Annotated in this window: 24 protein-coding genes; all 24 read right to left on the bottom strand. The window is 53.0% G+C overall.

Annotated features, from left to right (window positions below; all coding sequences use genetic code 11):
* Nucleotides 1-6: 6 nt before the first annotated feature.
* Nucleotides 7-768: a DNA repair protein RecO gene (recO, locus tag HGKM_RS04165; RefSeq protein ID WP_019134083.1), complete on the bottom strand. Its 762-nt coding sequence runs from the start codon at nucleotides 766-768 to the stop codon at nucleotides 7-9.
* A gap of 8 nt (nucleotides 769-776) precedes the next feature.
* Complete coding sequence (gene era / locus HGKM_RS04160) at nucleotides 777-2,165, bottom strand: GTPase Era (RefSeq protein WP_019134082.1); 1,389 nt, start codon at nucleotides 2,163-2,165, stop codon at nucleotides 777-779.
* A 9-nt stretch (nucleotides 2,166-2,174) separates the two neighbouring features.
* Nucleotides 2,175-3,215, bottom strand: coding sequence for a PhoH family protein (locus HGKM_RS04155; protein WP_019134081.1), 1,041 nt, complete (start codon nucleotides 3,213-3,215; stop codon nucleotides 2,175-2,177).
* A 20-nt stretch (nucleotides 3,216-3,235) separates the two neighbouring features.
* The gene (locus HGKM_RS04150; protein WP_019134080.1) at nucleotides 3,236-3,664 is read right to left on the bottom strand and encodes a hypothetical protein; all 429 of its coding nucleotides are present in this window, start codon (nucleotides 3,662-3,664) and stop codon (nucleotides 3,236-3,238) included.
* Between the two features lie 32 nt (nucleotides 3,665-3,696).
* Entirely contained in the window at nucleotides 3,697-4,689 is a 993-nt protein-coding gene (gene floA, locus HGKM_RS04145) for a flotillin-like protein FloA (RefSeq protein ID WP_019134079.1), read from the bottom strand.
* 71 nt (nucleotides 4,690-4,760) lie between these two features.
* On the bottom strand, nucleotides 4,761-5,387 hold the full coding sequence (locus HGKM_RS04140; protein WP_172634688.1) for an NfeD family protein: 627 nt from the start codon (nucleotides 5,385-5,387) through the stop codon (nucleotides 4,761-4,763).
* 226 nt (nucleotides 5,388-5,613) lie between these two features.
* Nucleotides 5,614-5,796 (bottom strand): 30S ribosomal protein S21, encoded by a 183-nt coding sequence (rpsU, locus tag HGKM_RS04135; protein ID WP_019134077.1) that lies wholly within the window; start codon nucleotides 5,794-5,796, stop codon nucleotides 5,614-5,616.
* A 97-nt stretch (nucleotides 5,797-5,893) separates the two neighbouring features.
* Nucleotides 5,894-6,238 carry an HIT domain-containing protein gene (locus tag HGKM_RS04130; protein ID WP_019134076.1) on the bottom strand — a complete coding sequence of 115 codons (345 nt, stop codon included), beginning with the start codon at nucleotides 6,236-6,238 and terminating at the stop codon, nucleotides 5,894-5,896.
* Between the two features lie 10 nt (nucleotides 6,239-6,248).
* Nucleotides 6,249-7,577 carry a tRNA (N(6)-L-threonylcarbamoyladenosine(37)-C(2))-methylthiotransferase MtaB gene (mtaB, locus tag HGKM_RS04125; RefSeq protein WP_034579576.1) on the bottom strand — a complete coding sequence of 443 codons (1,329 nt, stop codon included), beginning with the start codon at nucleotides 7,575-7,577 and terminating at the stop codon, nucleotides 6,249-6,251.
* The gene (locus HGKM_RS04120) at nucleotides 7,574-8,542 is read right to left on the bottom strand and encodes a 50S ribosomal protein L11 methyltransferase (protein WP_019134074.1); all 969 of its coding nucleotides are present in this window, start codon (nucleotides 8,540-8,542) and stop codon (nucleotides 7,574-7,576) included. Before HGKM_RS04120 ends, mtaB begins: the two co-directional genes overlap by 4 nt.
* A 1-nt stretch (nucleotide 8,543) precedes the next feature.
* Nucleotides 8,544-9,674, bottom strand: a complete 1,131-nt coding sequence (gene dnaJ / locus HGKM_RS04115) for a molecular chaperone DnaJ (RefSeq protein WP_019134073.1) — start codon at nucleotides 9,672-9,674, stop codon at nucleotides 8,544-8,546.
* 149 nt (nucleotides 9,675-9,823) lie between these two features.
* Entirely contained in the window at nucleotides 9,824-11,665 is a 1,842-nt protein-coding gene (gene dnaK / locus HGKM_RS04110; protein WP_019134072.1) for a molecular chaperone DnaK, read from the bottom strand.
* A gap of 83 nt (nucleotides 11,666-11,748) precedes the next feature.
* On the bottom strand, nucleotides 11,749-12,357 hold the full coding sequence (gene grpE / locus HGKM_RS04105; RefSeq protein WP_019134071.1) for a nucleotide exchange factor GrpE: 609 nt from the start codon (nucleotides 12,355-12,357) through the stop codon (nucleotides 11,749-11,751).
* Between the two features lie 38 nt (nucleotides 12,358-12,395).
* On the bottom strand, nucleotides 12,396-13,415 hold the full coding sequence (gene hrcA / locus HGKM_RS08250; protein ID WP_019134070.1) for a heat-inducible transcriptional repressor HrcA: 1,020 nt from the start codon (nucleotides 13,413-13,415) through the stop codon (nucleotides 12,396-12,398).
* A gap of 132 nt (nucleotides 13,416-13,547) precedes the next feature.
* Nucleotides 13,548-14,744, bottom strand: coding sequence for a radical SAM family heme chaperone HemW (gene hemW / locus HGKM_RS04095; protein WP_019134069.1), 1,197 nt, complete (start codon nucleotides 14,742-14,744; stop codon nucleotides 13,548-13,550).
* On the bottom strand, nucleotides 14,737-16,548 hold the full coding sequence (lepA, locus tag HGKM_RS04090) for a translation elongation factor 4 (RefSeq protein ID WP_019134068.1): 1,812 nt from the start codon (nucleotides 16,546-16,548) through the stop codon (nucleotides 14,737-14,739). The genes hemW and lepA overlap by 8 nt, the downstream gene beginning before the upstream one ends.
* A gap of 8 nt (nucleotides 16,549-16,556) precedes the next feature.
* Nucleotides 16,557-17,099 (bottom strand): signal peptidase I, encoded by a 543-nt coding sequence (gene lepB / locus HGKM_RS04085; protein ID WP_019134067.1) that lies wholly within the window; start codon nucleotides 17,097-17,099, stop codon nucleotides 16,557-16,559.
* 54 nt (nucleotides 17,100-17,153) lie between these two features.
* Entirely contained in the window at nucleotides 17,154-17,963 is an 810-nt protein-coding gene (gene lepB, locus HGKM_RS04080; RefSeq protein ID WP_019134066.1) for a signal peptidase I, read from the bottom strand.
* Between the two features lie 181 nt (nucleotides 17,964-18,144).
* Entirely contained in the window at nucleotides 18,145-18,417 is a 273-nt protein-coding gene (gene rpsT, locus HGKM_RS04075; RefSeq protein WP_019134065.1) for a 30S ribosomal protein S20, read from the bottom strand.
* A 490-nt stretch (nucleotides 18,418-18,907) separates the two neighbouring features.
* Nucleotides 18,908-19,330, bottom strand: a complete 423-nt coding sequence (locus HGKM_RS09035; protein ID WP_019134064.1) for a DDE-type integrase/transposase/recombinase — start codon at nucleotides 19,328-19,330, stop codon at nucleotides 18,908-18,910.
* A 237-nt stretch (nucleotides 19,331-19,567) separates the two neighbouring features.
* Complete coding sequence (locus HGKM_RS04065; protein WP_019134063.1) at nucleotides 19,568-21,271, bottom strand: amino acid ABC transporter ATP-binding/permease protein; 1,704 nt, start codon at nucleotides 21,269-21,271, stop codon at nucleotides 19,568-19,570.
* Complete coding sequence (locus HGKM_RS04060) at nucleotides 21,255-22,997, bottom strand: ABC transporter ATP-binding protein/permease (RefSeq protein WP_019134062.1); 1,743 nt, start codon at nucleotides 22,995-22,997, stop codon at nucleotides 21,255-21,257. The genes HGKM_RS04065 and HGKM_RS04060 overlap by 17 nt, the downstream gene beginning before the upstream one ends.
* Nucleotides 22,994-23,392: a YbaN family protein gene (locus HGKM_RS04055; RefSeq protein ID WP_019134061.1), complete on the bottom strand. Its 399-nt coding sequence runs from the start codon at nucleotides 23,390-23,392 to the stop codon at nucleotides 22,994-22,996. Before HGKM_RS04055 ends, HGKM_RS04060 begins: the two co-directional genes overlap by 4 nt.
* Before the next feature lie 124 nt (nucleotides 23,393-23,516).
* A partial coding sequence (locus HGKM_RS08245; RefSeq protein WP_218916878.1) for a X2-like carbohydrate binding domain-containing protein occupies nucleotides 23,517-26,045 on the bottom strand: 2,529 nt, incomplete at its 5' end.

The following is a 26,045-nucleotide window of genomic DNA, read 5'->3' as shown; positions in this document are numbered from 1 at the left end:
ATTCTATCACACCAGGCCCAGATCTTGCAGCATTGCTAAACTTTTGAACCGGTCTCGACCGGTTTGAATTTGAAAATAAGCCAGGCAGAGCCTTGCCGTGGTCCGGTAAAGTTCCCCTTTCTCCTCCCGACTTCCCTCCCGGATCTCCCGGAAGGGTTGGGTCAGGTAGGCCACCAGCTCCTGATACTGGTCCATGGACAGGGTTCTTTGGCCGGGCCGGCCCGGGTGGTCATCGCAGACCATCCCCCCGCCATGGAGGTCAAAGACCAGGGGAAGCTTGACCCCTCCCCCGCATTCCAGGCAAGAGCCTAGGCTGGGCCGGAAACCCACCAGGGAAACCAACTTAAAAAGGTAGGCGCCAAGGAGCCGGGTCAGGTCACTCTCTCCTGCCTCTTCCACAGTCCCCAAATAGGTCACCATGAAATCATACAGGATGGGGTCCCCCTCTGTAAAGACCACCGAGGTCAGGGCCTCGATGGAAAACTCCGTCAGGGCCAGGCGTCGGATGGACTTGCGGAGACCCAGGTGGGCATTTTGGATTTGCCCATCCTTGAAATAGTATATGGACCGACCGGGTTGAAGGTTATAACGCCCCTCCACATAGGGTTGGGTCAGGTTGAGGGAGGGGGACTTATCCCTTCTTGCTCCCCGGGCCATGAAGGAAATCCGCCCCTGGTCCCGGGCAAGAAGGTCCACGATCCGGGAAGAGTCTTTGATGTTGTAGGCCCGAAGAACCAGGCCCTCCACATTTTTCAAATCCTGCTTCATGCTGCCCCTCAGTTTTGGTTCAGGCCCCGGTCATCGGACCCGTAGCCGAAAGAGTCAATCAGTCGCCCCTTCTGCCGCCAATTCTTCTCTATTTTAACCCAAAGTTTGAGGTTGACCCGGCATTGGAGGAAGTTTTCGATGTCCCGCCGGGCCTGGGTTCCGATTTTCTTGAGCATGGCCCCGCCCTTGCCGATGACGATTCCCTTATGGGAGGTCTGGTCCACTACGATGGTGGCATAGATATCCACCAGGTCCCCGGTCTCCCGGTAAGTCATCTGGTCGATGGCCACATAGATCCCATGGGGGACCTCCTGGGCCAGGTTCTTCAGGCACTTCTCCCGGATGAGCTCAGCAACAATAAAGCGCTCGGGCCGGTCGGTGACCATGTCCTCCGGGTAGTAGGCCGGGCCGGGGGGAAGGGCCTCATAGAGTGCCTCCTTGACCCGGTCCAGGCCCTCCCCCTCCTTGGCTGAGCAGAGGATGACCCGGTCGAAGGTCCCCATCTTCTCATAGCGGTCGGATACCGCAAAAAGAAGGAGGTCCTCCGCCTGATCCGCCTTGTTGATGAGGCAGATCTTGGGGAGCTTTACCCCTTCCAGGTAGTCCAGCAGAAGGTTATCCAGCCGCCCCGCTTCCGGGGAGGGATCCGTGATGTAAATGACCAGGTCCACCCCATTCACCGCATCCCGGCTCATCTTGAGCATGGCCTCCCCCAACTTATTCTTTGGGGTCTGGTAGCCCGGGGTATCGGTGAAGATGACCTGCATCCGGTCATCCGTGTAAATCAGTTTAATCTCATTTCGGGTGGTCTGGGCCTTGTTGGAGGTGATGGTGAGCTTTTCCCCCATGAGGGCATTGAGGAGGGTGGACTTCCCCACATTGGGCCGGCCCAGGATGGTCACATAGCCCGAGTGGAAGGGGACTTCCGCCTCCCGGGAAAGGCCCAGCCGGTCCATGACCGCCTCTTCCTTGGCCCGCATAACCGCCTTATCCTCCTCCCTCTCATGGTCATAGCCCAGGAGGTGGAGGAGGGAGTGGACAGCCAGGTAGGCGGACTCCCGATCTTCAGAGTGGCCGTAGTCCAAAGCCTGGGTCCGGACCCGGTCCTGGTTGATGACGATATCCCCCAGGATAGCCAACCGTCCCTGGTCCTTCAGGGCCGCAATCTCCTCCGGCTCATGGGCGGGAAAGGAGAGGACGTCTGTTTCCTGATCCACCCCCCGGTAGTCCCGGTTGAGGGTCCGGATCTCCTCCCCCTCCACGAAAGACAGGGAGAGGGTGACCTCCTCCTCAATGCCTTCCATAGAAAGGGCCGTCGACAGGGCCTCCTCCAGGAGGTCCCGTCGGGCCTGGCTCAGACTAAGGTTTTTATCCCGATTATCAATATCTACGATCATCTTTCCCGCCTACTTGTTCCTTCCCCGGTCCTTCGACCGGTCTCCTTTCGCCTTCTTTGGGGACCCCTTCCCCGGGCCATGGCCGCCTCCCTGACTGCCTTCATACTTCTCAAAGGCATCGATCACCTTTTGGACTAGGGGGTGACGGACCACGTCCGCCCGGTTGAAGTAGCAAAAGGCGATTCCATCAATATCCCGGAGGATATGCTGGATGGTTTTCAGACCGGAAGACTTCCCATTGGGCAGGTCCACCTGGGTAATGTCTCCGGTGATGACCGCCTTGGACCCGTAACCCATCCGGGTCAGGAACATCTTCATCTGCTGGGGAGTGGTGTTTTGGGCCTCATCCAGGACAATAAAGGAATTGTCCAGGGTCCGGCCCCGCATATAGGCCAGGGGAGCTACCTCGATCAGGCCCCTTTCCTTGAGTTTGAGGTAAGTGTCATTACCCAGGATTTCAAAAAGAGCATCGTAAAGTGGACGGAGGTAGGGGTCAATCTTCTCCTGGAGGTCACCCGGCAGGAAGCCCAGGCTCTCCCCGGCTTCCACGGCCGGACGGGTCAGGATGATCCGTGACACCTGGCCTGCCTTAAAGGCCTTGACGGCCATGGCCATGGCCAGGTAGGTCTTTCCGGTCCCGGCAGGACCGATCCCGAAGGTATAGCCGTTCTCATTGATGGCATCCACATACCGCTTCTGGCCGATGGTCTTGGCCCGGATGGGCTTGCCCCGGGAAGTAGTGACGATGACATCCTTGAGCATGTCCCCCACCGGAAGATCGGCATCCTGATCCTGAACATCCAAAAGATAAGACACTTCTTCCTTGGTCACATAGTCCTGACGGTGGATAATCTCCTCCATGGAGTCGAGGACGGCCCGGGTGGCCTGGAGGTCGTAGTCCTCCCCGGTAATTTCCAGCTGACCATCCTTAACCCGGATGGTCACGTCGTAGCGGTCCTCGATTAGTTTTTTATTTTCATCCAAATGCCCAAACAAGGCCGGGGTATCCTCGCCCCGGCCTGATTGGTCCTGCCAAATCGCTGTTGACATAAACTCTTGAATCACTCTCCTTATCTTCTACGCGCCTTCGGGGGCCCTAAAATTTCCTTCCAAACCAGAGCCTTTCGCATCTCTTCTCGGGAGGGGCGGCTGGCTTTGGAAAAACGAGGGTCTCTTTCCATGACTTGGGTCTTGCCCAGGCCACTTCTCTCACTCGCAAGACCCCCCGTCCCGGTCTCCTCCCCGCCTTCGTCTTTATAGTCACGGAAGGTCTGACGGGATTCCTGGATGACCCGGCGGGCTTCTTCCTTATTTGCCCGGGACCTTTCTTCAGCCAAACCGGCGCTTTCCCGGTCTCGGGAAGAGCCTTCAGTCGGCTTTTTGGAGGCCTTCTTCCTCTTCCGGGCCCGGTTGGTTTTTTGGGCCTGCAAGGCTTCCTGGGCCTTCTGGGCTTCCTTCAGTTCCTCTTCAAGACGGTCTAAAAAGGCTTTTATGGACATGGTGTGTCCCTTCTCTTTATTCCTGCAATGGCTTAATTCTCTTCGTCGCCATCATGCTTCTCATTGCCGGCGATGGATTCCCTCATCCGGGTATCGGATTGGATATTGTTCATATTATAGTAGTCCATGACGCCCAGTTTTCCGGACCGGAGGGCTTCGGAAAGGGCTCTGGGCACTTCGGCCTCCGCCTCGACGACCTTGGCCCGCTGGCGGCGGATCTCGGCGATCATCTCCTGCTCGGCAGCAACGGCCTGGGCCCGTCTCTCCTCGGCCTTGGCCTGGGAAATTCGCTTATCCGCTTCAGCCTGGTCTGTCTGGAGCTTGGCCCCGATGTTCCGGCCCACGTCGACATCAGCGATATCGATGGAGAGGATTTCAAAAGCGGTCCCGGAGTCCAAGCCCTTATTCAAGACTGTTTTTGAAATGTTGTCCGGGTTCTCCAGGACCTCGGTGTGGGATTCGGAGGAACCTACCGTGGTGACAATGCCTTCGCCGACACGGGCGATGATGGTGGCTTCACCGGCACCACCGACCAGGCGTTGGATATTGGCCCGGACGGTGACCTTGGCCTTGACCATGACTTCAATCCCGTTTTTGGCCACGGCGGCGATAGTCGGGGTCTCAATAACCTTGGGGTTGACAGAAACCTGAACTCCTTCAAAGACATTCCTGCCGGCCAGGTCGATGGCCGTAGCTTCTTTGAAGTCCAGGGCGATGTTGGCTCTTTGGGCGGCAATCAGGGCATCGATGACCGAGTTGACCCGTCCGCCGGCCAGGTAGTGGGCTTCCAGCTCGCCAATGTCGAGCTTGAGGCCGGCCTTGGTGGCTTTGATCATGGGGTTAACGATCTTCGAAGGATTGACCCGGCGGAGCCGCATGCCGATCAAGTCGGAAATCCCTACAGGAACGCCTGAAAAACGGGCGGTAATCCAAAGCCCCACGGGGACAAAGGAGAAAAAGAGGGATAAAAAAGCGATAACGATAATGACGATGGGGATGTAGCCCGGGGATAGTCCAAAGGGCATAGGTAACCTCCTTAATGATTTATCGAGTGCGACCGGTGGAAAAAGGGGCCGGCTATACTCTGCCGGTCCTTTTACTTCTTCTTGGGACGGACAAGGATCCTTCCGTCCGAGACTTCATAGATTTCAATAGTAGCTTGGCTTTCAATAAACTCCCCCTGGCTCATGGCATCCAGCTTTTGGTCACCAACCAGGATCCTTCCGGAGGGGCGGAGAGGGGTTAGGGTGATCCCTTCCTGGCCCAAGAGGGCATCCGGATTCTTCCGGGCCAGGAAGCCTTCTTCCGAGCTCAACTTGGTATCGAGAACGGACTGAGTGAAAAGCTTGCTGGTAAAACCGGCCTTGACCAGGATAAAGCCCAGTCCCAAGCCGGCAAGGGCCCCCGTCGCCAGCGTCGTCAGACCCAGTCCGGGGTTTTCAGCGGATTGGGTGATGGCGATGAAGAGAAGGATGGTCCCGGTGATGCCGGGCAGGCCGAAACCGGGAAGGACCGCCTCAAAGACCAGGAGGACCAGGCCCGCCACAAAGAGGATGATCTCCAGGGTCGAGCAATAGCCGGCCTGGATGGAAAAGTAAAGATAGCCTCCTATGGCCAAGGCGCCGAGAAATCCCAGGATACCATGGCTGGGTAAAAAGACCTCTGCTACGATGAGAAGGATGGCCAGGATAAGAAGAATACTGGCAAGCATTGATGGAGTCATCATTCCTCCTTTCTAAAAAAACTTCAAATTTACAGATTTAAGGTCGGAAAAGTCCGACTTCCCCAACACTCTTATTATACCCCAGATTATGGGCCTACCCAAATGGTCCTTTATCGGCACCGGGCAAAAAAAAGACTGTGCAGGAAAACTGCACAGTCTTCTCGACAGGTTCCGGCAACCGGAGCCTGAAAATCATCGATAAAAAAATTCTGTCGTATGATTTTGCTTATTTTCTCTTCCGGTTCTTGCGCTTGGCCGCGTCGTTCTTCTTCTTACGAATCACCGAAGGCTTTTCGTAGTGTTCACGCTTGCGGTACTCAGCAAGAGTGCCTGCACGAGCACAGGAACGCTTAAATCTTTTGAGAGCACTTTCAATGGATTCATTCTCTCGAACGTGAATCTCTGGCAAATTCTCACCCCCTTGGAGCAAAATAAATACAAATCATTATACAACGGGAAGTAGTAGAATGCAAGCCATCACAGTCCGGCCCCGTCAACAATGGACATCAATGGTCAAAACCGGGGAAGCGGATAGGTTCTCCTGCTAAAACATGGATATGGAGGTGGTGGATGGACTGGTTGCCGTTATTCCCCACATTGGAGATGACCCGGTAGCCCTCTTTTGCGAAGCCCTCTTTTTCCGCCACTTCATGAATGGCGGCGAAGAGCTTGCCCATGATAGAAAAATCATCCAAGGCCTGGACGGATTCCAGGTGGGCCTTGGGGATGAAAAGGTAGTGGATCTTGGCCATCGGCTCCATATCTTTGAAAACAAAGACGTCTTCATTTTCATAAACCACTTCCGTAGGAATCTCTTTATTGGCTAACTTGCAGAAAATGCAATCCGACATGACAACCTCCTTATTGTTCGGGTTCAAAGTGGAGGAGGTCCCCCTCCCTTTTCCCTATTCTACCTGAAATGAGCCGGTTAACCCAAGTTTCTTTTCTTTCCATATGAACTCGGAGGTAATTGCCCGTATACCCTTCCATCATGGTCCCATCCTCCCCTTCTTCAAAGAGGACTTGGACCTCCTCCCCCTCCATCCGGTCCATAAAAGCATGGCGGAGGACAAGCTCCCGCTCAGCCAGGCGGACGGCCCGGTCCTTTTTGATGGGAGAAGGAACCTGGTCCGTGAAAAGGGCGGCCGGGGTCCCCTCCCTCTTGGAATAGGGGAAGATGTGGATTTTAGAAAAACCGACCTCATCCACGAAGGCAAGGGTCTCTTGGAAGTCCTCCTCCGTCTCACCCGGAAAGCCCACGATGACATCGGTCGTCAGTCCGGCCCGGGGAAAGACCCGGCGGATTTCCTCTATTTTTTCCAGGTAAAGGGCCTTGTCGTACTTCCGGTTCATGGCTTCCAGGATCTTGTCCGACCCCGACTGGAGGGAGAGGTGGAAGTGGTCAGCGAATTTCCCGCAGGCCTTGAGCCTTTGGAGCTTGTCGGGGGTCACCCACCGGGGTTCAATGGAAGAGAGGCGGATTCTCTCTACACCGGGAATTTCAGCCACAGCCTCTACCAGGTCAATGAGGTCCTTGGGTCTTTGGGCAAGTTCTGCCACTCCCTCGGCCGTTCTTTCCTTCCCATAGGAGGCCACATGGATCCCTGTGAGGACATACTCCTTGATCCCCTTGGCAACCAGGCGGCGGACCTCCTCCAAGATGGCCTCCCGGTCTCTGGAGGCCATATGGCCTCGGGCATAGGGGATGATGCAGTAGGAGCAGTACATCTCGCAGCCCTCCTGGACTTTGATGGCCGCCCTGGTGGTGGAGAGCTCGGTGGAGATCCCCAATTCGTCAAAGGTCCGGACCTGGTTGAGGTCGACCAGGTCCTCCACCTTCCTCCCGGTCGCCGCCACTTCCTCCACGGCATCCACAATCCGGTCCCTCCGCTTGGTTCCGATGAGGACATCTACCCCCTCGATGACCCGGACGGTTTCCGGGGCCACCTGGACATAGCAGCCCACCACCGCCACCAGGGCATTTGGATTCTTCCGCTTGGCCCGGCGGATGGCCTGGCGGCACTTGGCATCCGCGACATGGGTCACGGTGCAGGTGTTAATGACAAAGACATCCGCCCCCTCATCCTTCCCCACCGGTTGGTAGCCCCGGTCCAGGAAGGCCTCTTCCATGGCCTCGGACTCATATTGGTTGACCTTGCAACCCAGGGTGTAAAAAGCAACGGTCTTCATTCCCGTCCCGTCCATTCTAAAACAAGTCCCGCCCATTCCCCCTTGACCCGGTCTTCAAGGACCCGGTAGCCCAGGCCCTCAGCTTGGGTTCGAATGGCTTCCGCCTGGTCAGCCAAAAGGCCGGAGAGGATGATCCCGGCACCTGGCCGGAGGACCCGGTGGAAGTCCGGGAGGAGACGGACTAAAAGAGGATAGAGGAGGTTGGCTGCCACCAGGTCAAAGGTCCCCTCCACCCGGTCTAAAAGATCAGAGACATAAAAAGCAATGTCCAGGTCCCGGTCCTGGATTCCGGCATTCTTCCGAGCGGTCCGGATGGCATCAGGGTCGATATCCGTCCCCTCCACGGGACCGGCCCCTTGGAGGGCGGCATAGATGGCTAAAATTCCTGAGCCTGTTCCCAGGTCCAGGAAGGCCTTGTCCTTAAGGTCCATTTCCTCCATAAATTCCAAGGAGACCAGGGTGGTTTCATGGGAGCCTGACCCGAAGGCCATACCGGGATCGATCTTGATGACCTCCCTGTCCCCTCCTTCTTCCTCCATCCAGGCGGGAAGGATCCGGATAGTCCGGCCCACATCCAGGGGCTTATAGAAGGACCGCCAGGTTTCATTCCAATGACTGTTGTCAACGCTTCCCTCTTCGATAATCAGGACGGTCTCCCCATACTGCTCATAGACCTGGCGCTCCGCCCGGTCCAATTTGGCCAGGGACTTCTTGTCCGTCATGAAGAAAATTCTCTGGGCCATAAAGCCTTCCTGGATTTCCTGACCCAGGTCCTTCTCCTGGGCCCGGAGCAATTCCTCCCGGTTGGAGAGTTCCCACTCGGCTGCCCGCTTCCGGTAGCTTTCAATGGTTTCAGGGTCGATAACCTCCGACCCGATCATGCCTGCTTCCATGAAGAGGAGGTTGATCAGGTCGTTGTCCTCCCGGGGATAGATGACCAGGAGGGAAAAATAGTCTTGGCTCATATCAGTCAAAAATGTCCTTTACCTTGTCCCAAAAGCTGTGGGACTCTTCGCTCTCTTCCCCCATGGCCGCCTGGAAAGCCCGGAGAGCTTCCTTTTGCTCGCTGTTGAGTTTTTTGGGGGTAACGATGTTGACTCGGAAATGGAGGTCCCCCTTCTGACCTGAACGGACATTGGGAACCCCTTCCTTTTTTATGGTGAACAGGCTGCCGGTTTGGGTGCCGGCCGGGAGGTCAAAGGAGAGCTTATCCTCCAAGCCGGGAACTTGGATGGTGTCGCCCAGGGCGGCCTGGCTGAACCGGATGGGGAGGTCTAAGTAAAGGTCGGATCCCCGCCGGGTAAAGACCTCCGAAGGGGCCACACGGAGAATGACATAGACATCCCCGGCCACCCCGCCGTTAACCCCATCATGACCCTGGCCCCGGATGGGGAGGATATTGCCATCATCCACCCCGGCCGGAATATCGACCGAGATGGTGGTTTCCTTCTTGACCCGGCCCTGGCCATGGCAATCCTTACAGGGTTTTTCGATGATGAAGCCCTCCCCATGGCAACGGGGGCAGGTGGTCTGGTTGACCATCCGGCCGAAGGGGGTCCGGACTTCCTGGGCCATCATCCCCGACCCCTGGCAGGAGGGGCAGGTCTTCTTCTCACTGCCGGGCTCAGCCCCCTTTCCATGACAGTGGTCGCATGTCCGGAAGCGGCGGAGTTTGATCTTTTTCGTCGTCCCGAAAACCGCTTCTTTAAAAGTTAAATTGACCTCCACACGGACATCCTCCCCCGGACGGGGAGCGTTGGGGTCCTGGCGGCGCTGACGGCCACCCCCGCCAAAGAGGTCGGAAAAGAGGTCGCCGAAAATATCCGTGGGATCAAAGCCGAATCCCCCGGAAAATCCGCCTCCTCCCATCCCTCCGTTTTCAAAAGCCGCGGCTCCATAGCGGTCGTACATCTGGCGCTTTTCATCGTCCTGCAAAATATCATAGGCCGAGGAAAGTTCCTTGAACTTCTCCGCCGCCTCCTCATTTCCGGGGTTCAGGTCCGGATGGTATTTTTTGGCCTTGGTCCGGTAGGCTCTTTTTATGGTCTGCTTGTCGGCGTTTTTTTCAACGCCCAACACCTGGTAGGGATCTTTCAAGACAGGCTCCTTTCTCATGGCTCATATCTACCCATTATAAGGGAAATCGGCAAAAATCCACAAGCCCGGGGAGGGAAAAGCCCCTTTCCCGCCTTCTCCAAGAAAAAAGAGCCGGAGCTAAGCTCCGGCCCTCGTCAGCATCTTTCCGATTAGGAATCGGCCTCGTCATCGTCGACCACTTCATAGTCAGCATCGACCACGTCGTCATCATGGCCTGCCTGACCGGGGTCAGCCTGACCCTGGGGTCCAGCCTGGCCACCCGCCTGCTCATAGAGCTTCTGGGAAAGCTGGTTGAGCTCAGCCATGAGGTCATCCGACTTGGACTTGATCTCGTCCAAATTGTCCGAATCCTTGACTTCTTTCAAGGCCTGGATCTTATCCTGGACCTTCTTCTTTTCTTCCTCGCTGACCTTGTCGCCCACTTCGTTAAGGGTGGACTCGGTCTGGTAGATCATGGTCTCCGCCTGGTTTCTGGCTTCCACCACTTCCTTCCGCTTCTTATCTTCCGCCTCGAACTGCTCGGCTTCCTTGACCCGACGGTTGATCTCGTCCTCGGACAGGTTGGTGGAGGAGGTGATGGTGATCTTCTGCTCCTTGCCCGTCCCCTGGTCCTTGGCGGATACGTTGACGATGCCGTTGGCATCAATATCGAAGGTAACTTCGATCTGGGGGATGCCCCGTCTGGCTGCCGGAATTCCGGTCAGCTGGAAGCGACCCAGGGTGGTGTTGTCGGTGGCAAATTCACGTTCCCCTTGAAGGACGTGGATGTCCACGGTGGTCTGGTTGTCCGCAGCGGTGGTGAAGACCTGGCTCTTTTTGGTCGGGATGGTCGTGTTTCTGGGGATGAGGACGGTCATGACCCCACCCAGGGTCTCCAGTCCCAGAGACAGGGGGGTAACATCCAGGAGGAGGAGGTCCTTGACCTCACCGGTCAGAACGCCGCCTTGGATAGCTGCACCGATGGCCACGCACTCATCCGGGTTGATGTCCTTCTGGGGCTCCTTGCCGGTCAAGCGCTTGACGGACTCCTGGACAGCAGGGATCCGGGTGGATCCTCCGACAAGAAGGATCTTGTCCAGGTCGGAAGCGGAGATGCCGGCATCCTTCAGGGCATCCATGACCGGCTGCTCGGTCTTCTTGACCAGGCTAGCAGTCAGTTCATCAAACTTGGCCCTGGTCAGGTCCATGTTGAGGTGGACCGGCTGGCCGTTGACGGCCGTGATGAAGGGGAGGTTGATGGTGGTGGTCATGGAAGAAGAGAGCTCCTTCTTGGCCTTTTCCGCCGCATCCTTTAAACGCTGGTCGGAAGTCGGGTCAGCCAGGAGGTCCACTCCATGGTCCTTCATAAATTCATCGTTGATGTACTTCATCAGGACCTGGTCGAAGTCGTCCCCGCCCAGGCGGTTGTTCCCGCGGGTAGCCAGAACTTCGAAGACCCCGTCGCCCACTTCCAGGATGGAGACGTCGAAGGTGCCCCCGCCCAGGTCATAGACCATGATCTTGGATTGGTCGGTCTCCTTGTCCATCCCATAGGCCAGGGCCGCAGCCGTCGGCTCATTGATGATCCGTTTGACGTCCAAACCGGCGATCCGTCCGGCGTCCTTGGTGGCCTGACGCTGGGCATCGGTGAAGTAGGCCGGTACGGTGATGACCGCTTCCTTAACACTCTCGCCCAAGTAGGCTTCGGTATCCGCTTTCAGCTTTTGAAGGATCATGGCCGAAATTTCTTCCGGAGAATAATCTTTATCAATGGAAACCTTCCGGTCCGAACCCATATCCCTCTTAATAGAAGCGATGGTCCGGTGGGGGTTCATGATGGCCTGGCGCTTGGCGGTTTCGCCGACCAGGCGCTCGCCCTCTTTCGTGAAGGCCACGATGGAGGGGGTGGTCCGGTTGCCTTCGGCGTTGGGGATGATGGTGGGTGACCCACCTTCCATAACGGCAACAGCCGAGTTTGTTGTTCCTAAGTCAATACCAATAATCTTGCTCATGAGAAAACCTCCTAATGGTTCTAATTTTCCTGATTGTCTCTATATCTGGACCCCTTTTCAGGGGATTCTTTTCTGCTTCTGCCTTACTGTGCCACTTTGACCATGGCCGGACGGATGAGCCGTCCCTTAAGAGTATAGCCCTTCCGCATGGTTTCGATCACATGCCCGGAGGGGACTTCTTCGCTTTCTTCCGAAAGGACTGCGTCGTGGAAGTTGGGATCAAAGGCCTCCCCGGTCGGGTCAATGGCTTCCAGCCCCTCTTCCTCCAGGACATCCGTCAGCTGGGCGAAGATGAGTTCCATCCCTTCGTAGAAGGAATCCTTCTCCTCCCTCTCCGTTTCAAGGGCCCGGTGGAAGTTGTCCACCACATCCACCAACTTGAGAATGAGTTTCTCGTTGGCGTACTTGATGGTGTCCTGCCGGTCCTTTTCCGTCCGTCTCTTGAAGTTTTCGAAGTCAGCCTGGAGCCGGATCAGTCGGGCCCGGTCAGGGGACTCCTCCGTTTTTTCTTCTTGGACGACCTGGTCTTCCTCCTCATCCACAATCTCCGCTTCAACAACCTCATCTTCCGGATCCTTCTGTGGACTTTCCCGGTCCGGGTCGGAATCCTTCCTTTCTTCCTTTTCTTCCTGGCTATCCTCGATCTCAACTTTCTTCTTCAGCTTTTCCGCCTCATTTCTTTTCTTGGTCATCCCTGCCTCCTTCATTCATCTCTTGAAAAATTCTCTATCTATTGTCTTCCTGTAATGGCATTAATATAGCGTCCCATCCGATAAACATCGCTCATCACCCGTCGGTAGTCCATGTCGATGGGGCCGACGACGCCCAGGCGTCCCGTGATGTCCCCCCGTACCCGGTAGGGGACCATGATCAAACTGGCCTCCTTGAGCCAATCCACCGGGTTCTCCTGACCGATGTAAACCCGGATTCCGTCTTGGTCATCCAGGCCGGCCAGGAAGTTCAAAAGGTCCGGATCGTCCTGGAGCTTCCGGATAAAGGCCATGGCCTTGTCCGGAACATAATCGTCCAGGGCTAAAAGCTTGAAGAGACCATTGAAGACCAGGTTGGGCTTCTTGTGGGCCATCACCCGGTCCCTCACCACCGGAACCAACTCGCTCAGAAGGTTTCCGGCGACATAGGTCCCTGAAAAGGGGCCTGTCTGGAGGAAGGATGCGATCTCATCCAAGTTCTTTCCCTCCAAGAGGTTCTGGAAAATCTCCTCGGCCCGGAAGAGCCGGTCCATGGCGTAGGTCCCTTTCAGATGGACCCGGTCGGTCTGGACGAACTTGGAGTGGAAGACCATTAGAATCAGGATCTCCCGGTCAGACATAGGAAGGAAGCGGATCATGGACAGGCGGTCGTTCCCCCGTCCAGGGGTATAGGTGAAGGCTGCCGTTCCGGTGATATCCGAAAGAAGGTTGAGGGCCGAGTCCAGGACGCTTTGGGGGTCATCGGTCCGGCTCAGCAAGCTCTTGTCCGGAAGCTGGAGGATTTCATCCTGGACCCATCCCTTTTCCTGTACCTGGTCCACATACCAGCGATAGGCCTTTTGGGAGGGGATCCGACCGGAGGAGACGTGGGTCTTTTCCAAATAACCCAGGACCTCCAGGTCGCTCATCTCGTTCCGAATCGTAGCGGCGGAAATATCCATATTATAGAGGCGCTTCAAAGTTCTCGACCCCAGGGGCTCCTTGGACTGGAGATAGGAGGAAAGGATGGCACCCAAAATAAAGTATTTTCTTTCGTTCATCCAGTCCTTCCTTTCTCTGCTTTTCCGGCCCTTCTTCTCTCAGGGCCAAGTTTTTTCTTTCTTGTTATCACTCTATATCATTGAGTGCTAAAAATAGTATAAAGCCTCCCCTCCCCTTTGTCAAGCACCGGTTCAGGAAAGATGAAAGTCTTCCATGAGGTCCATAAGAACCTCATTTTGAAGATCAAGTCCCTTCGGCGTTAGAAAGAGGGTCTCCTCCGTCCAATCCACCAGCCCAAGGGCTTTTTCCTTTTCAAAAATGGCCCGGGACCGGACCAGGGGGTCCACCCCCATCCTTTCCCGGAAGGCGGCCCGGTCTATCCCGGCAAGCTTTCGCAGGCCCATCATGAGGCCTTCAAAGAGATCGTCGTCCTCTGTCCGGACTTCCTCAGTCCAGGCCGGTCGTCCCTGGTTGATTTCTTTACTATAGGTTCCTATTCCCCTGGCCTTTTTGAACCGCCGGTGGTTCAGGTAGGAGGAGGCGCCCAGGCCCAGGCCCAGGTAATCTTGTCCGGTCCAATACTTGAGATTGTGGAGGGAGACCTTGCCGGTCCGGGCAAAATTGGAGACCTCATATCTGTCGTAGCCCAGGTCTTCCAGACCCCGGAAGGCCCTCTCCATCAGGATAAGTTCCCGGTCCGGGGAAAGAGGCTTGGCCCTCCCCTGGCGGATCCAAAAATCCAAGAGAGTTTTCTCTTCCAAAATAAGCGAATACCAGGAAATGTGGTCGGGGTCCAAAACCCGGATGGCGGCCAGGTCCCGGTCAATATGGCTAGTCTCCTGGCCGGGAATCCCATAGATAAAGTCCATGTTGATGGCCAGGTCCCCGGCCCCTCGGCTCCTGATCCGGTCCATATCCCGGTAAACGGTCTCCGACCGGTGGGTCCGCTTGCAAAAAGCGAGTAGGCCGGGATCCATAGTCTGGACCCCGAAGGAAATCCGGTTAACCCCGCCTTGGATGAAGAGGCCCAACTTTTCGTCGGACAGGGTCCCCGGGTTGACCTCCACGGTCCACTCCCTGATATCCAGAGGAAGGCTGTGGAGGGTGGTCAAAATTTGATCCAACTGGGGAAGGGTCAAGATCGTGGGGGTCCCTCCTCCAATATAGATGGTGTCCACAGTCCTTCCCTCAAAAATTCCCTCCTCCCGGCTAAGGACAATGTCCCGGCAAAGGGTATCCACATAGCCCTGGTGGAGGAAGGGGACCTTGGGAAAAGTTAAAAAGTCGCAGTAAGAGCACCTCTCCTCACAAAAGGGAATGTGGAGGTAGAGGCCTAGGCTCTTTCCTGCGACTTTTTTGTTTTGTCTTCGTTTCTCTTCTTTATTCATCGTCATCGTACTTGAGAACGGAGAGGAAGGCTGTCTGGGGAATGGAGACATTGCCGATCTGCCGCATCCGCTTTTTCCCTTCCTTCTGTTTTTCCAAAAGCTTCTTCTTCCGAGAAATATCCCCCCCATAGCACTTGGAAATGACGTCTTTCCGAAGGGCGGATACCGTCTCCCGGGCAATGATCTTTCCGCCGATAGCCGCCTGGATGGGGACGGCAAATTGGTGGCGAGGAATTTCTTTTTTCAGCCGCTCGCAGATGGACCGGCCACGCTCATAGGCCTTGTCCCGGTGGACGATCAGGGAAAGGGCATCCACAGGCTTCTCATTGACCAGGATGTCCAGCTTGACCAGGTCGGAAACCTGGTAGTCCTTGAGGTCGTAGTCCAGGGAGGCATAGCCCTTGGTCCGGGACTTGAGGGCATCGAAGAAGTCATAGATGACCTCGTTTAAGGGGAGCTCATAGTGGATAGTCACCCGGCGCTCATCCAGGTATTCCATGGTTTTATAGACCCCCCGCTTTTCCTCGCAGAGCTCCATGATGGCCCCGATATGGTCCTTGGGGGTCATGATGGCCGCGTCAACCACAGGCTCTTTGACGTGGCGGATATCCGTGGGGTCGGGGAAGTCGGAAGGGTTCTGGATCTCCACTTCCTTGCCCGAGTTCAACATGATTTTGTAGACCACCGAAGGAGCCGTCACGATCATATCCAGATCAAACTCCCGGATCAGACGCTCTTCGATAATCTCCATATGAAGCATGCCTAAAAATCCGCATCGGAAGCCGAAGCCCAGGGCCACGGAAGTCTCCTTTTCAAAGGTCAGGGCGGCATCGTTGACCTGGAGCTTTTCCAGGGCCTCACGGATGGAGTTGACGGATTCCGACTCGGTGGGGTAGATGCCGGCAAAGACCATGGGCATGACCTTCTTATAACCGGGAAGGGCCTGGTCAGCCGGCCGGTCCGCATGGGTTAAGGTATCGCCCACCCGGGCATCCGACACGTTCTTAATGGAGCCCGTGATATAACCGACGTCCCCGGTAATCAGGGTCTTGCAGGGGATATGGTCCTCCGTCACATAACCCACCTCATCCACGGAATACTCCTTGCCCGTGGCCATGAGGCGGATACGGTCCCCCGCCTTAATCTGGCCGTCCACAATCCGGACGAAGAGGATGACCCCCCGGTAGGGGTCGTAGACGGAGTCGAAGATCAGAGCCTTGAGGGGGGCCTCCGGGTCGCCCTGGGGGGCAGGCACCCGGTCGACAATGTATTCCAGGACATCTTCGATGTTGATCCCGTTTTTGGCGGAAATGGCCGGAGCATCGTCGGCCTCCAGGCCCAGAATGTCTTCCACCTCATGCTTGGCAAAGTCCACATCTGCCCCGGGGAGGTCGATCTTGTTAATGACCGGGAGGATTTCCAGGTCCTCTTCCAGGGCTAAATAGGTGTTACCCACGGTTTGGGCTTCCACCCCCTGGGAGGCATCGACAATTAAGAGGGCCCCTTCACAGGCAGCCAGGGACCGGGAAACCTCATAGTGAAAGTCCACATGGCCCGGGGTGTCGATCAGGTTAAGGACATACTCCCGCCCATCCTTGGCCTGGTAAAAAAGCTTAACTGCCTTGAGCTTGATGGTGATCCCGTGCTCCCGCTCCAGGTCCATGGAATCCAGGTGCTGGTCCTTCATGACCCGCTTGGCGATGGCTTCTGTCTTTTCAATGAGCCGGTCGGCCAGGGTGGATTTCCCATGGTCGATGTGGGCAATAATGCAAAAATTTCGAATTTGTTGGCTGGTATAGTTCATGGTGTCTCCTAAAAAGCGCCCATGTGGTCGAGAGGGAAGTATCGGAAGATGGCATGGCCCTCCAGGGCCTCCGCTTTGATGGGGCCGAAAACCCGGGAGTCCTTAGAGGCCCCCCTCTGTCGGTTATCGCCTAGGACAAAGATTTCACCCTCTTGGATGTACCACTCCTTGGGCCCGGAAGTATAGGTATAGGCTGTCGAGATGTAGGGCTCATCCAACCTCTTTCCATTGATATAGACCAGGCCGTCTTCGATCTGGACAAATTCATTGGGAAAGGCGATCACCCTTTTGATATAGAGTTTGTCTTCACCCGGGGCGTCAAAAACGACGATATCCCCCCGCTTGAGCCGGTTGATGGAAGTTCCCAGCTTCATCACGAGAAGCCGGTCCCCACTGTGGAGGGTGTCCGCCATGGAGGATCCTTCCACCAGGGTGGAGTTCATCACAAATTGGGTGATCAAGAAGGCGACCATCAAGGCCAGGAAGAAGATTTTTAGCCCATCAATCAGGCGAAATTCTTTTTTTCCCTCTTGTGTTTTTTCATGGGACATAAGATACCCCCATTGCAAATTGGAGATTGGTGAATAGTTAAAGACGGTTCAGATTTAATAAAAGGACCCGATACGGGAGAGGGGGAAGATCCGGAAGCGGGCGACTGCCTCGATCTGGTCGGCTTTCACCGGCCCGAAAAGCCGGGAGTCGGATGAGGCGCCTTCTTCCCGGTTGTCCCCCATGACAAAGTACTCATCATCCCGGAGCTGCCAGACCGTTTCATTGTAGGTTCCCGTCGGAAGGTCGCGGATATAGTATTCCTTGAGCAACTTATTGTTGATGAAGACATGGCCATCCTTGATCTCCACCGTCTCCCCCGGCATACCGACAATCCGCTTGACATAGAGTTCACCTGCTTCCGAAGGCGAGTCCATGATAATGATGTCTGCTCGTTGGAACCTGCCGGAATAGGTGGGAATCTTGGAGACCAGGAGGATGTCCCCGGAATGAAGGGTGGTTTCCATGGATTGACCCTTGACCGTGGTCGGGCCACCGATGAACATCCGGATGACCAGGGCCAGGGCCAGGGCCACCACCAGGGGGAGGATCCAGTCCCGGAGGCCAACAAAGAAGGAAGAGTCTTCCGCTTTTTCTTTCATCTCATAGGCGGGATTCCTCAGGCTTTCCTGTCCTTGGAAATCATCCTCTTCTTCTCCCGAGAAGATAACTTCTTGAGCTTGGTCAGGGGCGGCATCCTCCATCTCTCGGTCGAAAGAGTCCTTCCGGTCCTTAAGGGAACCGGCATCCCCGTCTTCAGCCATCATCTCCTCCGTATCCCGGTAGACCTCAGCCGGATCGGGGACAGGTCGGAAGGGCTTGGTATCCGCCATATCCCATTCTTTATCTTGATAAAAGTCTTTCATATAGACCCCTTTGCAACTTAACCATCTTCAATAAAAGCGTAGCGAATACATATAGGAAATCCTCCCTACAAGGAGGGCGATTATAGAAATTATATCACAGGTCCGGGCCGGGGTCCCCGACCGTTACTGAAATAAAAAAAGAGTAACTTCAAAATGAAGTTACTCTTTCGTCCGGCTAAAATTATTGAGCAGCAACCGCTTCGTTGAGCTTTTTCTGAAGTTTGGAAATCCGACGGCTGGCTGCATTTTTCGAAACTCCGCTTGAAAGCGAAGCACGTTTTAACTTCTTGTCAATGACTTTGAGCAGTTCCTGGGCATCTGTCGTCTTTTCTTCCTCAAGTGCCTGGTCAAACTTCTTGATATAGGTCTTGATTTCGGACCGCTTGCTCTTATTTCTCAGACGATTCCGCTCAGCAATGGCGATGCGTTTCTTTGCTGACTTGATATTGGCCATGTGCTTTCACCTCCTTAGCGTGAAATCATAAATTCGATACCAGGTTATTGTAACACAGGTAATGTCCCCTTTCAAGAACTTTTTAAACTTTCGCCACAATACATGTCTTAACTGTCAAGACATATGTTACACATTCTTCTTAAGATGCATCTGACACAATTATCCTTTTTTTCGACGGTTATTTCTCAGGCACTTGCTTTCGACTTGTCAAAGGCGAAGAGTGAACATAGTGAGCGTCCCTTGACCGGGAGAAAGCAAGTGCCTATTCTTTTTAACCGGAAAAAACAGTAGCCTAAGCGACTGAGCTTTCAAAATACTATTGCACAATCTCTTCCGGGCTTTTGAAATTTAGAACGTATTTAGCTGTCGTATTGTAACGTCGCTCATGCTTTTTCACCTGACTTATTAAATCTTTTTTTCTTGTAAAAATGTGTCGATTATACAGGATTTTCCCATCTTCTCGATGGCTTCTCTCCACTCTCCCGTTTTGTCACGGCGAATAGGGTCTTGTCCTTCGCAGAACCCAGCCTTTCTGCTTTACCGCCAGTTCAAAGCGACTTTCCCGATTGGTGCGATCATTGTCGTTCACAAATTCTAAGCCGTTGTCTACCTGAATGGTATGAATGGAAAATCCCATTCTTTCTTCTAAATCATCTAAAAATTTAGTTGTCTCATAGGTCGACTTCTCATCAACGATTTTTAGAACACGCTTTCGACTGAATTCATCAATAGCTGTTATCTGATAGTAGCGTAATCCATAGTTTGGAAAGCGGACACATGCTTTCGGGACATATTTGATGTCTATTTGCACCTTATCTCCCGGAAACTTCCCTTCCAGCCCTTCATAGCGTGTATAGCTCTTACGATGAGCTTGAGGCTTTCTATAGCCTTTTTTACGTATTTGACGACACATGCTTTTTGACGATATCTCATTTCTTCAGTTATAATCTTACTCAAGAGGTGCTCCTTTCGATACAACGAGTTTTGGTTAAACACATTGTATCAGAGCACCTCTTTTATTTTTTTGAAAGTATCACATATGTCTTGCTACATTAGATTAGCCTACAAGAGATTTTTTCCTGTTTTTGGTCTGACATCTTTTATAGATGTACATAAGGTTTCTCATGAGACAGATGGATCTTACACTTCGCTACGGTTTTATCTGCACACGCATATCGGCAATGCGCAACGTCGATTCTCGATGGGAAACTAATACCAGCGTTTTTGACGTAGCTTCTTCCTTGAGTGTTTTTAGAATTAATCCCTCATTTAAGGCGTCCAAATTGGAAGTCGGTTCATCCAGAAGAATCAAATCCCCATCCTGCAAAAAGGCACGCGCCAGGCCCAGACGCTGCCGCTGTCCGCCGGAGAGCCCTTCTCCTAATTCGGCAAGAGGTGTATCGTACCCCCTCGGCAGGCTCATGATGAAATCATGAAGAGAGGCCTTCTTTGCCGCTTCTGAAATCTCTTTCACAGTGGCATTTCGCTTTGCCAGGGCGATGTTTTCGCCAATGGTGGCTTTAAAGAGGTGTGTGTCCTGACTGATGTAGCTCTGCGTTTTTCGAAGCGATGCACCGGGCACCTTTCTCAGATCCACTTCATTTAAAGTGATGCAACCCTTTTGTACATCCCAGAAACGCATCAACAGCTTTAGCAATGTAGATTTCCCACATCCGCTCGGTCCATGAATGCCCAAAATCTGTTTGGGGGGAATCGACAAAGAAAAATCTTCCAGAATCGGACTCGCTCCGTAACTGAAGGTGATCTCTTCCGCGGCCATGCCTTCAAAAGATACGTCTACATCGCCACCGCCCGGCACTTCTTCCACTTCCGGCTTTTCTTCCAATAACCGCAGTACGCGCTCGCCGGAAGCCAGTGTTAACGTCAGATTATTGGAGAGGTTCGATAAGGCGACCGTAGGGCCGAAAGAACCCATCAATGCAACTGTGGTAATTACAACGGTACCGACGCTAACCTGCCCATGGCGATAAAGCCAGGTGGTGAGAAAAAGGTTCGCAAAGGTCGCCAAAAGAATGATAAGAGAAGTCAAGGCACGCTGAGTGCCGCCATTATCCGCCAGTTTCTTAGCGTCGCGCGACAGTGCATCCGATTCTTCAATGATTCGCTTTGTGCGTTCTTCCCCCTTATCAAAAGCGATAATATCTTCGAGCCCGCGTAAGGATTCCAATACCAAGCTATTCATATCGCCTGCTTTTTGGCGGAAAGAAAGACCTGCCTCGGCGCCTCTCTTGCCGTTTCTTAGCGGAATCCATACCCCCACGGCAAGATAAGAGAGCAGGGCAAGCATGGCTACAGACCAATGGTATTGCCAGAAAAACGCCAAAAGAAAGAGGCAAACGACAAGACAAATAGCAATGGGCGAAATCGTATGGGCGTAAAACACCTCCAAGAGCTCGATATCGTTGGTCAAAACAGAGATAAGATTACCGCGTTCTTTGCCTTCGAGTTTTGCGGGGCACAAAAGGCGCAAGGCGGCAAAAACTTTGTGGCGAATAAGCGCCAAGGTTTTAAAGGCAATGAAATGGTTGCAATATTGCTCTACATAGTGCAAAATACCGCGCAACACTGCAAATACAAGCATAACGCCAAGCAGGGTGGAAAATGATAGAGGTTGAAGAAGTCCTGGCATTCCCTCCACGATATGCATCTCCATCAAGACGCGTAAAAGTGCTTGAGTCGCAAAAACCGTAAGAGATATCGCGCAGAGAAAACCCGCTACGCCAAAAAGAATGGCCAAAATCATGATGGGTAAAAGGGATCGAATCAGTCCGACCATGCGGCGCATTATCGCAATGCTGCTGCGTCGCTGAATAGCTTTATCTGTCTTCATCATGATCCTCCCATCCGAATTGCTCCAAGCTCTCCTGCTTTTCATAGAGGTCGCGATATAGTCCTTTCTCTTGCATCAACGTCTCATGCGTCCCCTGTTGTACGATTTCTCCCTTACTCAGCAAATAAATTTGTTCCGCCAAAACCACGTTGGCTAAGCGATGGGAAATTAACAGCACCGGTTTTTCCTTGGCTAACGCATAAATTTGCTCCATGATGACGGCTTCACTTTCCATGTCAATATTGCTGGTCACTTCATCAAAAATGTAGAATTTCGCAGGCTTCAGAAGCGCACGCGCCAATACCAGCCGCTGCCTTTGCCCTCCGGAAAGATTGCTACCGCGTTCAGCAATGGCCGCATCGAGGCCGCCGAAAGATTGTATTTCATCTTGCAGTTTCACCGCCGCAAGGGCCTGTCGCATATCTTCTTCGGATGCCTTCGAATTTCCTATACGCAAATTCTGTTTTACCGTGCCTTTAAAAAGATGACTGTCCATGCCAACACGGACGATCGCCTGATGCAAGCTACGTGCTTTGATATTCTTAGCTTCTTGTCTGGAGAATAGAATGTTTCCCCCATAGTTGCGATACTTACCGGCTATAATATTTGCCAACGTTGATTTTCCGCAGCCGGATCCTCCGACGATTGCAACCATCCCCTTCTCCGGGAAAGTCAAGCGAATGTCTTGCAGCACCGGCTCATTTTCATGATAGGAAAAGTACAGATTCTTGATGGAGAGCTGCGCCTGTCCGTCCGGAAATGGCTCGGTTCCGTCTTTTGGCTCTTCGAGCGATAAAATGCGCATAACCTTATCGGCGGCCGCCATCCCATTCATCGCAATATGAAAAAAAGAACCCAATAAGCGCAAAGGCAGGAAAAATTCGCTGGCAAGCAGTACCACGCTCAATGCAGTGGAAAAATTAATAGTATGGTTCAAAAACGCATGGCAGGTAAAAAACATACCGATAGCAGCTCCGCCGTAAGCAACAAGATCCATCACGCTAATGGAATTAAGCTGCATCGTAAGAACGCGCATTGTAGCGATACGAAAGTCTTCCGCTTCGACATCCATTTCCTCTGCTTTTTCGGCATCTGCGCCGTACACTTTCAAGGTGGTCATGCCTTCCAGATTCTCAAGAAAGTGATCTCCCATGCCGATATAAGAATTCCAATATTTTGCCAAAATACGTTTGGCGATTTTCTGCACAGCAACAATAGAGAGCGGAATCAGAGGCACGCAGAGCAAAAGGACGACACTCGCTTTAAAATAACGCGGTGCCAGTACGGCAAAGAGCGTTATCGGTGCCAAAAGAGCATAAAAAAGCTGCGGTAAATAACCACCAAAATAGCTCTCCATCTGATCCACGCCTTCTGTTGAAAGCTGCACCACTTCTGCCGTGGATACCTGCGCCATATAGGTTGGTCCCAGACGCAGCAATTTTTGAAATAACTTTTCGCGCAATACTTTTTTCACATCCGCACTGGCGCGATAAGAAAAAAGGCTCTGGCCTTTTTGTCCGACATAGCGCAACACGATGGCGGCAGCAAACGCCGGAAGACACATAGCCAGAACGCTCGGATCCTGTTCGAAGAGCTGCGCTTGCAAAAAAGCAGACAGAGAAAACACCATAGCAATCTGCGATACTAACTGGAGCCACTGGCAGAGTATTGTCAGCGCAATATACCTCTTGGCCTGCGGCACCAAAGCCAGCAATTCTTTTTTTATCATTTCTCCTCCCTTTTCAATTCTGACGATTTCAGTGTTTTGATGCGAAACAAGAAAACATAGATGTGCACCAGCCAAACCACCGCAACGATGCCGCAAGGAATCCAGTGCTTTCTCATGAAAAAGATGGCCATTCCAAACAACACACTGACCAATAGCAGAACGCGGGCTTTCATACCACATGTCATTCCGCCCTGCTTTTTATACGTACCGACGGTACTCGCATATAAAGAAGTCTGCAAAAACCAATCATGAAGTCGATCCGAGCTTCGCGCAAAGCAAAAAACCGTTGCCAAATAAAACGGAACGGTGGGCAATAACGGCAGGAAAATACCTATGGTGCCCAAAACGAGCGTTACCATTCCTAAAAGCAGCCAAAAAAGGCGAAATCGTTTCATCATTCCCTCCTAATAGCATCATTTATAATACCAAAAAATAGGAAAAGAAGCCGCGAATCCGCATTTTTCATGCCGTTTCGTGGCTTCTCTCCTGTAATATAGCGTTTATTAGCCCATCAGGCTGTTACGCTTTCTTTCTGTTCTTGAAGTAATACATCAGTTCCAAGATACCGATACCGCCGATGAGAACCGCTGCTGCAAGAGTGATATGGGAGGAATCCGAAGTACTTGGATTCGTTACGATACCTTCCTGACGCGAGGATGCCGGATTAGCACTTTCTTTGCCTCCCGCAATCTGTGCGCTATGCGTTTCTTGAATCAACGTGGCGTTTGACCAGTCGAGAACAAGATACGCGTCCTGTGCGCCGGAGCCCGGTTGGATTTTATCATACGTTTTTGCTCCATTCTTCAGAGCATCCATCGCATCCACCCACACACGTACTTTAATCCGACTTTCTTTTCCACTGCGCAACAGACTGAACTGATAAGGGAATTTTTGCAGTTTTCCGACCAGGTTCTTGTCGTTGTGCCATTTCATGACTTGTGCCGCCACCGGGTTGCCTCCGACATAATGGAAGAAATTCCAGACGTGGCCGTACATATTCATAAACTCCATGCCGTTGATGGAAAGAATCACTTGCGTTTTGCCGTTCGACTGACAAATGACACGCGCAGTTTTAACCAGCGCCGGATTGCCCATCGATGGACGATTTTCATACGCATGCATAAGTTTTACGGGCACATTATAAATCTTGCTTGTAATGTTGCTTTGCCCCTTAGTGTTGCCCTGAGGTTTTGACTGCGTGCCATGGGAGGTTCCCGAACCGCGCTGCTCCGTATTGCCCGGGTTAGTCTCATTCGGGTTCGGATTCGGTTGCGGCTCATTCGGGTTCGGATTCGGTTGCGGCTCATTCGGGTTCGGGTTCGGTGCCGGTTGCGTCGATTCGTGTTTTACCGCCTTGCTCCAGTCAAATACTAAATATGCTTTCTGTGCTCCGGAGCCCTTAACAATTTTGTCATAGGTCTTTGCGCCATTGTTCAGCGCATCCATTGCGTCCACCCAAACTTTTACGTGAATGCGGCTCTTTGTTTTCAGATTCGGCAGGTTCTTCTGCGCTTCTCCCGTGCAATTTAAACGGAACTTGGACGGGAATTTACGCATCTTGTTTTCCAAATCCTTGTCGCTCTTCTCTTCCAAGACAACTGCCGGTGTCCATGCTTCCGCGCCGCACGGTTCGTTGCGATAGAAGAGATTCCATAGGTGACCGTACATGCCCATAAACGACATGCCGGTAAATTCCAATTCATAGGACAAACCATCTTTGGTTACAAATACTTTCGCCGTGTGCACTAATGCCTTGTTTCCCATGGACTGCTTATTCTTCTCATAGGCATGCATCAGCTCCACAGGAACCTCATAATAGACTTCTGCCGGCTGCGGCTTTGACTCGCCCGGGTTCGGCGTCGGGTTCGGATTCGGTTTTGGTTGATCCGGATTCGGATTCGGTTGAGCTTCTTTTACCTCAAAGGTGTGTTCGACCGTTCCTGCTGCGAAACCGTTGCCTTCTTTGAAGGCTACCGTCAAGGTGTGCTTACCGGCCGCTAAAGAGTTCATATACGACTCTTTTAAAGTAATAATGGTACTGCCTTCGGTGACCGTATAGTTTTCCTTCGCAAGCTCATTACCGTCCACTTCGACACTCTTTAAGTTCTTCATGGGGGCTATAATACGGCAAGTAAAGGATTTCGTTTCGTTCTTCTTCCACACCTTCGGTGCTTGATTCTTAGAATCTAACATTGGCATCTGTTTTGGTGCAGCTTTTTTTAAACCGTCAACAGCAGCTTTTAGGGCTTTCACCTGCTGATTCAACTCTTCTGCCGTAGTATTTTGTTTTTCCAATAAGGCTTCCGCTGCTTCTTTTTGTAATGCCAATGGCTTCCAAGACTCCGACGTGTAGTCGGATTCTTTTAAAACGCGAATCGCCGCCAATTGTTCTTGTAGCTCCTTTAAGGCTTGTGCTTTTTGCGGATCTTCCTTTTTCTGCAAAGCGGCAATGGCGTCCTTTAACGCATTCTCTGCATTCTTAATCTCTGTCTCGTTCGCCATGGATTTGTGGAAGGTCTTCGATGCATCCTTTACCGCCTTTTGCAGGGCGTCCCAGCTCTCCTTTGTATAGTCCTTTTCCTTCAATTCTTTCGCCTGATCCAACAGATCTTTGAGAGCTGCCTTCTTGGCATCGACTAGGTTGTTTCGGGCTGCTTTAAACTCCTGCAGCGCGTTAAACAGTGTGTTCGCATCCTGGAGTTCACCGGAAGCTAGGCTCTCCAGAGTTTCCAGTGCCTTTTTGTACGGCGCATAGCTCTTTGCGCTGTATTTCGCCTCGGCACGAGATGCATCTTGCACATACTGCTTGATCCCGGCTTGCAACAGCGCCGCTTCTAAATCGGTTCCTGCTGCTAATTTTTCGGCCTTACTCCAATCCGGTGTTAATTTCGCATTCTGTTCGCCTTTGCCCTGTATGATCTGGTCATAAGAGGTGGCACCCCCGGATGCTAAGGCGTCCATAGCGTCTACCCAGACACAAACCGGCACATAGGGTTTTGTCACGTCACAGTCCGTGAGCTTAAGAATTTCCGGAAATTCCATTAATTC

Source organism: Kallipyga massiliensis ph2 (assembly GCF_000311985.1).
In the GTDB taxonomy this organism is placed as follows: domain Bacteria; phylum Bacillota; class Clostridia; order Tissierellales; family Peptoniphilaceae; genus Kallipyga; species Kallipyga massiliensis.
The sequence above is the reverse complement of the archived record's forward strand: the minus strand, read 5'-3'. Positions and strand labels throughout refer to the sequence as shown.